The 12,314-nt window shown below is 62.5% G+C and carries 13 protein-coding genes; 6 read left to right on the top strand and 7 right to left on the bottom strand.

Features of this window, described 5'->3' with window-relative positions:
• Positions 1 to 3: 3 nt before the first annotated feature.
• The 4 genes from thiB to J5N58_RS09880 all read left to right on the top strand — a co-directional run bounded on the left by thiB (position 4) and on the right by J5N58_RS09880 (position 5,183).
• Complete coding sequence (gene thiB / locus J5N58_RS09895; protein WP_112830554.1) at positions 4 to 1,032, top strand: thiamine ABC transporter substrate binding subunit; 1,029 nt, start codon at positions 4 to 6, stop codon at positions 1,030 to 1,032.
• Complete coding sequence (gene thiP, locus J5N58_RS09890) at positions 1,005 to 2,684, top strand: thiamine/thiamine pyrophosphate ABC transporter permease (RefSeq protein ID WP_112830553.1); 1,680 nt, start codon at positions 1,005 to 1,007, stop codon at positions 2,682 to 2,684. The genes thiB and thiP overlap by 28 nt, the downstream gene beginning before the upstream one ends.
• The gene (locus J5N58_RS09885; RefSeq protein WP_244710703.1) at positions 2,674 to 3,402 is read left to right on the top strand and encodes a thiamine ABC transporter ATP-binding protein; all 729 of its coding nucleotides are present in this window, start codon (positions 2,674 to 2,676) and stop codon (positions 3,400 to 3,402) included. Before thiP ends, J5N58_RS09885 begins: the two co-directional genes overlap by 11 nt.
• Before the next feature lie 320 nt (positions 3,403 to 3,722).
• Positions 3,723 to 5,183: a M48 family metalloprotease gene (locus J5N58_RS09880; RefSeq protein WP_113443222.1), complete on the top strand. Its 1,461-nt coding sequence runs from the start codon at positions 3,723 to 3,725 to the stop codon at positions 5,181 to 5,183.
• Between the two features lie 10 nt (positions 5,184 to 5,193).
• Here the strand turns inward: J5N58_RS09880 and J5N58_RS09875 are convergent, their stop codons facing one another.
• From J5N58_RS09875 to J5N58_RS09855, 5 genes are all read right to left on the bottom strand, one after another.
• The gene (locus J5N58_RS09875) at positions 5,194 to 6,069 is read right to left on the bottom strand and encodes an RNA polymerase factor sigma-32 (RefSeq protein ID WP_112830551.1); all 876 of its coding nucleotides are present in this window, start codon (positions 6,067 to 6,069) and stop codon (positions 5,194 to 5,196) included.
• Between the two features lie 242 nt (positions 6,070 to 6,311).
• Entirely contained in the window at positions 6,312 to 7,103 is a 792-nt protein-coding gene (lpxE, locus tag J5N58_RS09870) for a lipid A 1-phosphatase LpxE (RefSeq protein ID WP_244710633.1), read from the bottom strand.
• A 196-nt stretch (positions 7,104 to 7,299) separates the two neighbouring features.
• Positions 7,300 to 8,418 (bottom strand): 3-isopropylmalate dehydrogenase, encoded by a 1,119-nt coding sequence (gene leuB / locus J5N58_RS09865; RefSeq protein WP_112830549.1) that lies wholly within the window; start codon positions 8,416 to 8,418, stop codon positions 7,300 to 7,302.
• A gap of 176 nt (positions 8,419 to 8,594) precedes the next feature.
• On the bottom strand, positions 8,595 to 9,200 hold the full coding sequence (leuD, locus tag J5N58_RS09860; protein WP_112830548.1) for a 3-isopropylmalate dehydratase small subunit: 606 nt from the start codon (positions 9,198 to 9,200) through the stop codon (positions 8,595 to 8,597).
• A 154-nt stretch (positions 9,201 to 9,354) separates the two neighbouring features.
• Positions 9,355 to 9,594 (bottom strand): hypothetical protein, encoded by a 240-nt coding sequence (locus J5N58_RS09855; RefSeq protein ID WP_112830720.1) that lies wholly within the window; start codon positions 9,592 to 9,594, stop codon positions 9,355 to 9,357.
• 110 nt (positions 9,595 to 9,704) lie between these two features.
• Between J5N58_RS09855 and J5N58_RS09850 the strand changes: the two genes are divergently transcribed.
• On the top strand, positions 9,705 to 10,616 hold the full coding sequence (locus J5N58_RS09850) for an HpcH/HpaI aldolase/citrate lyase family protein (protein ID WP_244710631.1): 912 nt from the start codon (positions 9,705 to 9,707) through the stop codon (positions 10,614 to 10,616).
• Positions 10,613 to 10,819 (top strand): DUF1737 domain-containing protein, encoded by a 207-nt coding sequence (locus tag J5N58_RS09845; protein ID WP_112830546.1) that lies wholly within the window; start codon positions 10,613 to 10,615, stop codon positions 10,817 to 10,819. Before J5N58_RS09850 ends, J5N58_RS09845 begins: the two co-directional genes overlap by 4 nt.
• Before the next feature lie 49 nt (positions 10,820 to 10,868).
• Here the strand turns inward: J5N58_RS09845 and J5N58_RS09840 are convergent, their stop codons facing one another.
• Together J5N58_RS09840 and J5N58_RS09835 are read right to left on the bottom strand one after the other, a co-directional pair.
• Positions 10,869 to 11,618 (bottom strand): SDR family oxidoreductase, encoded by a 750-nt coding sequence (locus J5N58_RS09840; RefSeq protein ID WP_112830545.1) that lies wholly within the window; start codon positions 11,616 to 11,618, stop codon positions 10,869 to 10,871.
• Between the two features lie 173 nt (positions 11,619 to 11,791).
• On the bottom strand, positions 11,792 to 12,232 hold the full coding sequence (locus tag J5N58_RS09835) for a metallopeptidase family protein (RefSeq protein ID WP_112830544.1): 441 nt from the start codon (positions 12,230 to 12,232) through the stop codon (positions 11,792 to 11,794).
• Positions 12,233 to 12,314 lie beyond the last annotated feature (82 nt).

Genomic DNA, 12,314 nt, shown 5'->3' with positions numbered 1-12,314 from the left:
GATATGCCGACCAAATCTCTTTCGTTTTTGAGCCGCGGGCTTGTTGCGGCCACGGTCTTTTCGTTGCTGCCTGCGCTCTCCGCGATGGCTGCGGACAAGACCCTGACGGTCTACACTTATGAAAGCTTCATCTCCGAATGGGGACCTGGGCCGAAGGTCAAGGAAGCCTTCGAGAAGACCTGCGGCTGCACCGTCGATTTTGTCGGCGTTGCCGATGGCGTGGCGCTGCTCACCCGCCTCAAGCTCGAAGGGGAAGCGACCAAGGCCGACGTGGTGCTCGGCCTCGACACCAACCTCGTCACGGAAGCGAAGCAGACCGGCCTGTTCGACACTCACGGCGTCGATGTTTCCAAGGTCTCCGTTCCCGGCGGTTTTTCCGACGACAGTTTCGTTCCCTACGACTATGGCCATTTCGCCGTGGTATACGATACCGAGACGTTGAAAAATCCGCCGAAGAGCCTGAAGGAGCTGGTGGAAGGCAACCCCGAAGAGAAGATCGTGATCGAGGATCCGCGCACCTCGACGCCCGGTCTCGGCCTTTTGCTCTGGGTGAAGTCGGTCTATGGCGACAAGGCCGCGGAGGCCTGGGGCAAACTCAAGGGCCGTGTGCTGACGGTCACTCCCGGCTGGTCGGAGGCCTATGGCCTGTTCACCAAGGGGGAGGCACCGATGGTGCTGTCCTATACGACGTCTCCGGCCTATCACATGGTGGCTGAGAACACCGACCGTTACCAGGCTGCAGAATTCTCCGAGGGGCACTACATCCAGATCGAGGTTGCCGGACTTCTCAAGAAGGCGCCGCAGAAGGAACTGGCCAAGGAATTCTTGCAGTTCATGGTCAGCCCCGGCTTTCAGGACGCCATACCGACCAATAACTGGATGATGCCGGTCGGTCCGACCTCGGAAGCGTTGCCGGACGCCTTCGGCAAGCTGGTCTCGCCGAAGGACACCTTCCTGATGAGCCCGGACGAGGTTGCCGCCAACCGCAAGGCATGGATCGACGAATGGCTCGCCGCCATGACCCTGAATTGAGCGGGACGGTTTTCCAGTTCATTGATCTTCGCGAGAGGCTGCCGGCGCTTACCGGTGGCCTCGTCGCATTTTCGGCGATTGCGGCCTTTATCGGCATTGCTGTCGTTTCGCTCCTTCAATTCGGCGGGGAAGGCGCGCTGCTGTCCGTGGCCACCGATCCGGTGGTCGGCACCGTGTTGCGTTTCACGCTGTTTCAGGCGGTGTTGTCGACGCTGCTTTCGGTCGCGTTTGCCATACCGGTCGCGCGGGCGCTTGCGCGGCAACCGCGATTTCCCGGACGTGTCTGGCTGATCCGGCTGATGGCGGTGCCGATGGGTCTGCCGGTGCTGATCGGAGCACTCGGCCTGCTCGGCATCTGGGGGCGACAGGGCCTCGTCAACGACCTGCTCGTCCTGCTCGGTGCGGGCCAGCGTTTCAGCATCTATGGGCTCGGCGGCATCCTGCTTGCCCACGTCTTCTTCAACATGCCGCTTGCGGCGCGGCTGGTCCTTGCCGCTCTCGAACGTATTCCGGCGGAATACTGGCGCACCAGCGCCGGTCTCGGCATGGGGTCGCTTTCCAATTTCCGCTTCATCGAATGGCCTGTCATCCGACGCATCCTGCCGGGGATCGCCGGGCTGATCTTCATGCTCTGCATCACCAGTTTCACGCTCGTACTGGTGCTCGGCGGGGGGCCGGCGGCAAGCACGATCGAGGTGGCAATCTATCAGGCGCTGCGGCTCGATTTCGATCCGCCGCGCGCGATATCGCTGGCGCTCCTGCAGATCGCGGTAACCGGTGTCATTCTCGGCTTGTTGTCGCTTGCCGGAACGCCGTCCGATCCGGGCGCGTCGGCCGGTGCCGTCGTCAGGCGTTTCGATGGACGCGCTCCGGTCACGCGGTTGCTTGACGGCATAGCGATCCTTGCCGCCGCGCTCTTTCTCGGGCTGCCGCTCGGGCAGGTGGCGATATCCGGCCTGAGGGCCGATCTCCTCAAGCTGACAGGCGAGAAGGCCTTCCAGGATGCGGCGCTGACCAGTCTCGCCATTGCGGCCTCAGCGGCAGTCATTTCCGTTGCGGCGAGTGTCGCGATCATCGAGGCACGGGCGGCGTTGCCCGCCGGCAAGCGGCGATCTCAGCCGGCAATGGTGTTTTCCGGACTGCTTGCAGCCTCGTCCTCGCTGGTGCTGCTGGTGCCGACGACGGTGCTAGCGACCGGGTGGTTCATGGTGCTCAGGGCTCACGGCAATACTTCTGCCTTCGCACCGGTCGTCGTGGTGTGCATCAATGCCCTGATGTCGCTGCCCTTTACGATGCGCGTGCTGGCGCCTGCCTTTGCCGAACACCGGGCGAGAACGGCGCGGCTTGCCGCAAGCCTCGGCATGCATGGCCTTGCCCGTCTGAAATTCGTCGACTGGCCGGTGCTGCATCGGCCGATACTGACCGGATTTTCCTTTTCGATGGCATTGTCGCTCGGCGATCTTGGCGCTGTGGCGCTGTTCGGTTCGGAAAACCTGACGACCCTGCCCTATCTGATCTATAGCCGGATGGGCAGCTATCGCAGCGACGATGCCGACGGTTTCGCCTTCCTGCTCGGTCTCGTCTGCCTGATACTGGCGCTGGCCGGAACGTGGGGAACCGCATCAGGAGAGGGGCGTGCCGATGTCGGGTAACGCGACGGGTGACATCGTGCTGGACGGCGTAAAGCTTCGCCTCGGCGAAGCCGTGTTCGATTTCGACTGCCGCATCGGCGCCGGGCGTATCACCGCCATTGCCGGTCCATCGGGCTCGGGCAAGTCGACACTCCTCAACCTGATCGCCGGTTTCGAGCGACCCGACCGGGGCCGGGTGCTGATCGCGGGCGAGGATGTGAGCGGGCTTGCGCCCGGCAGGCGGCCGGTCTCGCTGGTTTTCCAGGACAACAACCTCTTTTCCCATCTCGATGTCTTCACCAATGTCGGGCTCGGCATCGATCCGGCGATGCGGCTTTCCGCTGCGGACCGGGAGGCCGTCTCCATGGCCCTGTCTCGCGTCGGGCTCGCGGGCTATGACAAACGCAGCCCGGCGACGCTTTCGGGCGGAGAGCGTCAGAGAACGGCCTTTGCAAGGGCGCTGGTGCGACGCAAGCCGGTCATGCTGCTCGACGAACCGTTTGCCGCGCTCGATCCGGGGCTGAGGTCGTCAATGGCGGATCTGCTCATCGATCTGCACCGAGAGACGGGTGCGACGATCGTCATCGTCAGCCACGATCCGGACGAAGTGGCCCGGCTTGCGGGAGACGTCCTGTTCCTCGACCGGGGCCGGATCGTTTTCGACGGGCCGCATGACATGTTTGCGGAGACGGTCGATATCGAGGCGATCGGGCGGTTTCTCGGCCATTCGGGCGGCTGAGTGTGCCATTCCCGGTCGGTTCGCCTTAATTTGGACGTTCACCGGTGGCATGCGCTTAAGGAATGGGTGGTTTTCTTTTGTCGTCCTAGTCTTTTTGCGCCCACCTGCGCATCTTTTCCCTTATGCAAATTTATCCATATCCGATGAATGATGTTAAATGGATGGTGCCGAAGGATCGATTCTCGCAGGTCGCAACGGCAATTTTTTCCCGGACGCCATCGGTCCGGATCGCGGTAGGATGGTAGTGGGGCAGGATGCAGGTAATCGCCGATAAGAGCACAGCGCCGGTCGCTCGCGTTCGGCAGCGCCGATCGCCTGGCTTGCGGCGCGGGCTCGTCGCAACGCTTTCGGCCGCGCTCATGCTGACTTCCTGCCAGTCGCTGTTCGAGCAGGCCTATGTGCCGACGGTCAGCCCCTCCAGCAATCCGCAGATCGTCGACGAGGTGCAGAAGAACGATCCGCGCGCTCAGATGGGTGCGCGCGAGCATCCGCGCATTGTTGCAAGCTATGGCGGGGAATATCACGACGAAAAGACCGAGAAGCTGGTGGCGCGCATCGCCGGCGCCTTGACGGCGGTCTCGGAAAACCCGGCGCAATCCTATCGCATCACCATTCTCAATTCGCCGGCGATCAACGCTTTTGCGCTTCCCGGCGGCTATCTCTACGTGACGCGCGGACTGCTGGCGCTTGCCAACGACGCTTCCGAAGTCGCAGCCGTACTGTCTCACGAGATGGCGCACGTGACCGCCAATCACGGCATCGAGCGGCAGCGCCGCGAGGAGGCCGAGGTGATCGCGAGCCGCGTCGTCGCGGAAGTGCTGTCGAGCGATATTGCCGGCAAGCAGGCGCTGGCGCGCGGCAAGCTGAGGCTTGCGGCCTTTTCCCGCCAACAGGAGCTGCAGGCCGACGTGATCGGTGTGCGCACACTCGGCGAGGCCGGATACGATCCTTATGCCGCAGCTCGCTTCCTCGATTCCATGGCGGCCTACAGTCATTTCACGTCTGTCGATCCGGATGCGGACCAGAGCCTCGACTTCCTGTCGAGCCATCCGAACGCGCCGCAGCGCGTCGAGCTTGCCCGCCGGCATGCACGCGCCTTCGGGCCGGAGGGCACGCATGGCGAGACCGGCCGCGATTATTATCTCAACGGCATAGACGGGCTGCTTTACGGGGACAGCCCGCAGGAGGGTTATGTCCGTGGACAGACCTTCCTGCACGGAAGTCTCGGCATCCGCTTCGACGTGCCGGAAGGCTTCCAGATCGACAACAAGGTGGAGGCGGTTCTGGCGACCGGCCCCGGCGACGTGGCGATCCGCTTCGACGGCGTGGCGGACAACCAGAAGCGCAGTCTGGAAAACTACATTTCGAGCGGCTGGGTGACAGGGCTTCTGCCCGAGACGATCAAGCCGATCACGGTCAACGGGCTCGAAGCCGCGACAGCGAGGGCGACCGCCGACCGCTGGGATTTCGACATCACCGTGATCCGTATCGGGTCGCAGATCTTCCGGTTCCTGACCGCGGTGCCGAAGGGCAGCGCCATGCTCGATCCCACGGCCGAAAAGCTGCGCTCGAGCTTCCGTCGGATCACGCCGCAGGAGGCCGCCTCGCTGAAGCCTCTGCGCGTGCGGGTCGTCACCGTCGGGGCGGGCGAGACGATCGGCTCGCTTTCGGCGCGGATGATGGGAACGGACAGGAAGTTGGAACTGTTCCGGCTTATAAACGCGCTGACGCCGACTTCCACCATTCAGTCGGGAAGCCGGGTCAAGATCATTTCCGAGTAACCAGCGCCGATCAGAAGGACATTTCGAGCTTTTCTCCCGTCCGGGGGGCGACGCCGGCAAGCGCCGTCTTCAGCTTTTCCATGGCGCGGGTCTCGATCTGGCGCACGCGCTCCTTGGAAATGCCGAGTTCGACGCCGAGCTCCTCCAGCGTGACGGCGTCTTCCGTCAGCCGCCGTGCCTTGATGATGTGGCTTTCTCTTTCGTTAAGGCCGGTCATGGCGGCGCGCAGCCATGCGCTCCAACGCTCGCCGTCGATGATGCCGCTGACCTGTTCGTCCGGCGGGGGCTCGTCGCTTTCCAGCATATCGAGCTGTTCCGTACCCTCGCCATGCCGGCCGGCGACCGGAGCCTGCAGGGAGGCATCGTTGCCGGAAAGCCGTGCATCCATGGACTGGACGTCGGCGAGGCTGACGCCGAGAGCGGAGGCGATTTCCTGGTGGATGGCCTGTTCGCTCAGGCGGTTATCCCCACGGGCGAGCTTGGCGCGCAAGCGCCGCAGGTTGAAGAACAACGCCTTCTGGGAGGAGCTCGTACCGCCCCGGACGATCGACCAGTTGCGCAGGATATAGTCCTGCATGGAAGCCCGGATCCACCAGCCGGCATAGGTGGAGAAGCGCACCTCGCGCGCAGGATCGAAGCGGGCGGCGGCTTCCAGAAGCCCGATATAGCCTTCCTGTATCATGTCGTTTAACGGCAGGCCGAAGCCACGAAATTTCGAGGCCATGGCGATCACCAGGCGCATATGGGCCTGGGCGATGCGGTTGCGGGCCTGCTGGTCGTTTTCGTCCTTCCAGCGGATCGCGAGATCCAGCTCTTCCTCCCTGTCGAGGTAGGGCTGGGCCATAGCAAACCGGATGATATGTCTGTCGGCGGACATGGATTTCATCGTCGTCTCCATGGAATGCGCAACCGCTGCGGGACTATCCCGCCGGAACGAAGTTTCAACGGACGAGGGACGCTCCGGTTCCATGGCGGACGGGGCTTTTTTCAGCGAGCCGCCGGACGGGATCTTCCAGTCGTCGCCCTATTCTACGCATCAGGATGGCGCGTGGTTTTATCGTAATCGCGGGAAAAGCGATTCCGGCAGTATTTTTTTGGTCGTAAAGCGATGGGAGAAGGCGGCCAGGCTCAGTTGCCGTCGCCGAAAGGCTTTCCCAGGAGGTCGGGCGGGAGCCGATGCACGGGAATAAGAGAAAGCCTTGGTACCGGCCAGCCCTTGGCGTCCGGCATGAAGACCAGCCTGTAGCGGGCGAAGACATTGGCGAGCAACAACGAGAACCAGGCTCCGTAGGAGAGGCCTGCGATCACGTCGCTCGGATAATGGGCGGAGACCATGACGCGGCTGAAGCCCATCCAGAGTGCCAGCAGGATGAAGGCCAGCCGGTAGCGGGGCAGGAGCAGGATCAGCACCATGAAGATGGCGCCGACCGTCGTGGCATGGCCCGAGGGGAAGCTTTCGAATTTCGAGCCGCTGAAGGAGGAAAAGCCGAACGAGCCCCACTCGTCGAACTGGCTAGGCCGAGCGCGGCCGATGATCCGCTTCAGCAGGTTGGCCGAAAGCCCGGAAAGGGCGACGGCAAGGAAGAAATAGGCGCCGATCTGGGCGGCATAGAGGGCGCGGAAGCCGCGCTTTACGCTGCGGGACAGGCGGAGGGAGGAGAGCCCCTCGAAGAACAGGATGGCCGAGGCGATCAGGATCCAGCCCGAACTGCCGAAATCGGTGATGAGTTCGCCGAGCGAATGGGTGAAGGGGCCGGCCGGTCGCACCGCACCGACCGCTGTGTCGAAGACGAGGAAGGACAGAAGCACCAGATTGGCGGCGACGATCGCGAAGATCTGCCAGTAATGGGGTGCCGGAGGGTGGCGGTTCGCGTCCCGTCGCTTCTTGAGCCAGGCCCAGGTGGTTTCGATGCCCTTCACGTATGCCTTCCGCTTATTCCCGTTCCGCCATTCATGGATGCTGGGAATCCACATGGCATGCTGCCGCGGCAAGATGGTTGCCGCGGCAGCGAATTGCAAGGGCGATTGCGTCGCCGGCCACCGATCCGGTTCGGTCTGGTGCGGGAATGCCTTCGGCGACCCTATGTCTTTCCGGAAATCTCTCCGATTTCCACGATCATGCGGCGGCGGAAAGCGCCTTGAATTCGGCGAGGATCGCATCGCCCATTTCGGCGGTGCCGACGCGGGTTGCGCCTTCGGCCATGATGTCGCCGGTGCGGATGCCCTTGTCGAGCACGTTGGCGATCGCCTTTTCGAGGTTGTCGGCTTCCTTGACCATGTTGAAGGAGTAACGCAGGCACATGGCGAAGGAGGCGATCATGGCGATCGGGTTGGCGATGCCCTTGCCGGCGATATCGGGCGCCGAGCCGTGCACGGGCTCGTACATGGCCTTGCGCTTGCCGGTCTTGGCATCCGGTGCACCGAGCGATGCAGACGGCAGCATGCCGAGCGAACCGGTGAGCATGGCCGCCACGTCGGAGAGCATGTCGCCGAACAGGTTGTCGGTGACGATGACGTCGAACTGCTTCGGTGCGCGCACGAGCTGCATGCCGCCGGCATCGGCCAGCATGTGTTCGAGCTTCACGTCCGGATACTTCGTTTTGTGGGTCTCGGTGACCACCTGGTTCCAGAGCACGCCGGATTTCATGACGTTGCGCTTTTCCATCGAGCAGACGGCGTTCTTGCGGGTCCGGGCCAGTTCGAAGGCGACGGAGGCGATGCGTTCGATCTCGTAGGTATCGTAGACCTGGGTGTCGATGGCGCGCTTCTGGCCGTTGCCGAGGTCCGTGATGGTTTTCGGCTCGCCGAAATAGACGCCGCCGGTCAGTTCGCGCACGATCAGGATGTCGAGGCCTTCGACCAGTTCCGGCTTCAGGGAAGAGGCTTCGGCGAGGGCCGGATAGCAGATCGCCGGACGCAGGTTGGCGAAGAGCTCGAGATCCTTACGCAGGCGCAGAAGGCCTGCTTCCGGACGTACCTCGTAGGGCACTGCGTCCCACTTCGGGCCGCCGACCGCGCCGAACAGCACGGCGTCTGCGGCGAGCGCCTTCTCCATGTCGGCATCGGTGATCGCGACGCCATGGGCGTCATAGGCGGAACCGCCGACGAGGCCTTCGTCGGTGGTGAAGCCTGCGCCCTGTTCGGCATTCATGTAGTCGATGATCTTGCGCACTTCGGCCATGGTTTCCTGGCCGATGCCATCGCCGGGCAGAAGGAAGAGATTGCGCTGTGTCATGGGGAAGCCTCCCTGGCTTTGAAAGAGTTGCCGCCTTCTATCGGGCAAAGCCCTGCGTTTCAAGGACGCTCAACGGCAGAACGGTACGGTGGGAGGAGCCGTAGCCCGGGGCATCCCGGCGCGAGGGCTCAGGCCGCCGCGCCGGTATTGTTTTCCGAGGTCATATTCGAGAAGCGTCAGGCCCAGGGATGGTTGACGGCGTTCGTCTTTTCGAAGGAGGCAATGGCGCTGGCCTTTTCCAGCGTCAGGCCGATGTCGTCGAGGCCGTTCAGCAGACAATGGCGCTTGAAGGCGTCGATCTCGAACTTGATGCGGCCGCCATCCGGGCCAGTGATTTCCTGGGCTTCCAGATCGACCGTCAGCACGGCGTTGGAGCCGCGACCTGCGTCGTCCATCAGCTTGTCGAGTTCTTCCTGGCTGACGACGATCGGCAGGATGCCGTTCTTGAAGCAGTTGTTGTAGAAAATATCGGCAAAGCTCGTGGAGATCACACAGCGGATGCCGAAATCGAGCAGCGCCCACGGCGCATGTTCGCGGGACGAACCGCAGCCGAAATTGTCACCGGCGACCAGGATCTTGGCGTTCTGGTAGGCAGGCTTGTTGAGGACGAAATCCTCGTTGAGCGTGCCGTCTTCCTTGTAGCGGGCTTCGGCGAAGAGGCCTTTTCCGAGACCGGTACGCTTGATGGTCTTCAGATAGTCCTTCGGGATGATCATGTCCGTGTCGATATTGACGACCGGAAGCGGCGCGGCGACGCCGGTGAGCTTTTCGAACTTTTCCATCAGACCCTGCCCTCGGAATGCAATTCAGGAATTTCCGCAGCCCTTAGAGGAAAATTGTGCGGATTTGAAGGTCTTTATTGCCCGAAAGGGTACGCTCTCGCCCTGCGCGGCCGTTTTTGCCGCCAGCTTCCGCCGCTCCAACACGGCCCAGGCATCAGAGATCGATGATCGTGCCGCGTCCGTCGTTCCAGATGCGCATCTCGCGCTCGCCGGATTTCTTGCCTGCCTTGGCATAGACAGGGGCTGCCTTGGTCCGTGCGGTCAGCATGCGGTAGGCGAGCGAAAGCGTCAGCACGGCGCCGGCGATCAGCGTCAGCGAGACGGTAAAGGCGGCGGCTGCGGCAATGACAACGATGCCGGCAAGACCCAGAGCGACGGAACGAAGATTCTGCATGTTCGAAATCCTTTCTCGTTCATCAAGGTGGTCCTTCTTCATCGGGAATGCAAGGGCTTTCGAGCAAATGTCGGCTTGCGCGAGGGGGCAAAGATTGGCAGAACGCTGGCATGACTTCCTTTGCCGACGACCACCCTTCCAGATTGCGCCGTTCCGTCCTGAGCGTGCCTGCCGTCAACGTTCGCGCGCTCGAAAAGACCCATGGTCTCGCCTGCGACGCCGTCATCTTCGATCTGGAGGACTCGGTCTTTCCGGATAAAAAGGCCGAGGCGCGCGACAATCTTTGCCGTTTCTTCGCCGAAACGCCGCTTCGCGGGCGCGAAGCCGTTATCCGCGTGAACGAGATCGGCAGCGATTATTTCGCAGAGGACATGGCGGCTGTGATCGCATGCCGGCCCGATGCCGTCCTGCTTCCCAAGGTCGATGGACCCGATGCCGTTCGTGCGGTCGCGGATCTCCTGTCGGAGGCCGATGCGTCAGAAGGTCTCAGGATATGGGCGATGATCGAGACGCCACTCGGCGTGCTGAATGCGGGCCAGATCGCCGCTTCCGGCCGTACCGCCGGCGGTCGGCTCGACTGTTTCGTCGTCGGCCTGAACGACTTGAGAAAGGCGACGGGCGTGGCACCGGAGCCGGAACGCACCTATCTCGTACCCTTCCTGATGCAGGTGATCCTTGCGGCGCGCGCCTATGGACTCGACGCCATCGACAGCGTTTCGAACGATTTCCTCGATCTGGAGGCTTTCGGCCGCGAGTGCCTGCAGGGCCGCTCCATGGGCTTCGACGGCAAGATGCTGATCCATCCGGCGCAGATCGAGGGCGCCAACCGGCATTTCGGTTTTTCCCCGGAGGCGGTCGCCGAGGCCAGGGCGATCGTTGCGGCCTTTGCCGATCCGGCAGCGGCTGCGCTCAACGTCATCAATGTCGAGGGCCGCATGATCGAGCGGCTGCATCTCGATGAGGCTGAGAAACTTCTCGCGAAAATCGCGATCATAGAACAGAGAGAAGGCAAGATATCGTGAAAGTCTATCGTTTCCTCACAGGCCCGGATGACGCATCCTTCTGTCATCGGGTCACCGACGCTCTCAACAAGGGTTGGGAATTGCACGGCGCGCCGAGCCTTTCCTTCAACGCCGCGACCAACCAGATGTATTGCGGCCAGGCCGTGGTGAAGACCGTGCATGGCAAGGACTACGATCCGTCGATGAAGCTCGGCGAGCAGTAAGCCGGATAAAGGTCCGCCTTTCCGGCGGACCTTCGCGATCATTCGTGTTTCATTTGACGGCGGCGTTGCCGCCATCGGCATAAAGCGCCGAACCGGCGACGAAGCTCGACATCGGGCTTGCGAGGAAAAGCACTGCCTGGGCGATCTCCTCCGGTCTTGCGATTCGCTTCAATGCATGCAGGCCTGCGGCCCATTCCTTCTGGGCCTCATCTCCGGCCATGGCCGTGTCCGTGCCGCCGGGCAGAAGCGCGTTTGCGCGGATGTTCCGGCTTCCATAGTCCGCGGTAATTCCCTTCACCAGCCCCATGAGCCCTGCCTTCGCGGCCCCGTAGGCCGCCATGCCGGGCAGACCTACGCTGGTGCCGACGAAACTCGAAACGAAGACGAGGGCGCCCGCGCCGCTTTCCAGCATGGCCGGGATCTGGCGACGGGCGCCGAGAAAGGCCGATGTCAGGTTGGCGGCAAGCGTGTCCTGCCATTCCTTCGGGGCAATTTCCGCAAGCGGCCTGATCGGGCCGACCGTGCCGGCATTGTTGATCGCGATATCGAGCCTGCCGAACCGGCCTGTGGCGGCAGACACCAGTTCCGCGTGGGTTTCGTCCAAGCCGACGTCGCCTGCGACGGCGAGGGCCGTTCCGCCTTCCTGCCGGATGGCGTCGGCAACCTCGTCCAGCGCCCTGCGGCCGCGAGCGTTCAGGACGAGGGATGCGCCTTCGGCGGCAAGCAGCATGGCCGTTGCACGGCCGATGCCCGACGATGCACCGGTAATGATGGCGACTTTGTTTTTCAGAACCGACATGAGGACCTCCTTGAAATGGAGGCCAAGGGATAGGGGCGTGACAATGCAGCTGCCACCCGTTTCCTGCGTGGCCGGCTCAAGCCTGCGGATCTCGGCCGGAATTGCCTGCGCCTGCGGAATTCGGCCTGAAGCATTTCCGGCGAAAGTGGAAGCCGCTTTTGCTGGAGTTGCTCCTAGCGATCCGCAGCGGCGTCCTCGGCGCTTTCCTCGATGCGTTCCATGTCGTCATCGGAAAGGCCGAAATGATGGCCGATCTCATGGATCAGCACATGGGTGATGATGTCGCCGAGCGTCTCTTCGTTCTCCGCCCAGTAATCGAGAATCGGACGGCGATAGAGGGTGATGCGGTTCGGCATTTCGCCGGTTTCCATGGTGAAACGCTCGGAAATGCCACGTCCCTCGAACAGGCCGAGCAAATCGAAAGGCGTTTCGAGCGCCATGTCCTCGAAGACCTCGTCCGTCGGAAAATCGGCGATCTCGATAATCAGGTTGCCGGTCAGCGCACGAAATTCCTCCGGCAGATGGCCATAAGCCTCGATCGCCAACGATTCGAATGCGCTGATCGTCGGTGCGTGCCTGTCACGCCAATCTTCGGTCTGGTCAATGCGGGCCATCGTAGCTCCTTGTCGAGCCCTTCATATAGGATCTTTGCCGTCGCTTTTCGAGTGGGAATCCCGTCAAGGAATAAATTCACAG

It is taken from the genome of Paenirhizobium cremeum, assembly GCF_022884085.1.
In the GTDB taxonomy this organism is placed as follows: domain Bacteria; phylum Pseudomonadota; class Alphaproteobacteria; order Rhizobiales; family Rhizobiaceae; genus Allorhizobium; species Allorhizobium cremeum.
The sequence above is the reverse complement of the archived record's forward strand: the minus strand, read 5'-3'. Positions and strand labels throughout refer to the sequence as shown.

Excerpts from the sequence above, each read along its gene's own strand:
- thiP (WP_112830553.1), top strand. The coding sequence starts at position 1,005 with ATGGCTCGCCGCCATGACCCTGAATTGAGCGGGACGGTTTTCCAGTTC.
- J5N58_RS09885 (WP_244710703.1), top strand. The coding sequence starts at position 2,674 with ATGTCGGGTAACGCGACGGGTGACATCGTGCTGGACGGCGTAAAGCTT.
- J5N58_RS09840 (WP_112830545.1), bottom strand. The coding sequence starts at position 11,618 with ATGTCGGTTCTGAAAAACAAAGTCGCCATCATTACCGGTGCATCGTCG.
- leuD (WP_112830548.1), bottom strand. The coding sequence starts at position 9,200 with ATGGAAAAGTTCGAAAAGCTCACCGGCGTCGCCGCGCCGCTTCCGGTC.
- J5N58_RS09855 (WP_112830720.1), bottom strand. The coding sequence starts at position 9,594 with ATGCAGAATCTTCGTTCCGTCGCTCTGGGTCTTGCCGGCATCGTTGTC.
- J5N58_RS09850 (WP_244710631.1), top strand. The coding sequence starts at position 9,705 with ATGACTTCCTTTGCCGACGACCACCCTTCCAGATTGCGCCGTTCCGTC.
- thiB (WP_112830554.1), top strand. The coding sequence starts at position 4 with ATGCCGACCAAATCTCTTTCGTTTTTGAGCCGCGGGCTTGTTGCGGCC.
- J5N58_RS09835 (WP_112830544.1), bottom strand. The coding sequence starts at position 12,232 with ATGGCCCGCATTGACCAGACCGAAGATTGGCGTGACAGGCACGCACCG.
- J5N58_RS09875 (WP_112830551.1), bottom strand. The coding sequence starts at position 6,069 with ATGAAATCCATGTCCGCCGACAGACATATCATCCGGTTTGCTATGGCC.
- leuB (WP_112830549.1), bottom strand. The coding sequence starts at position 8,418 with ATGACACAGCGCAATCTCTTCCTTCTGCCCGGCGATGGCATCGGCCAG.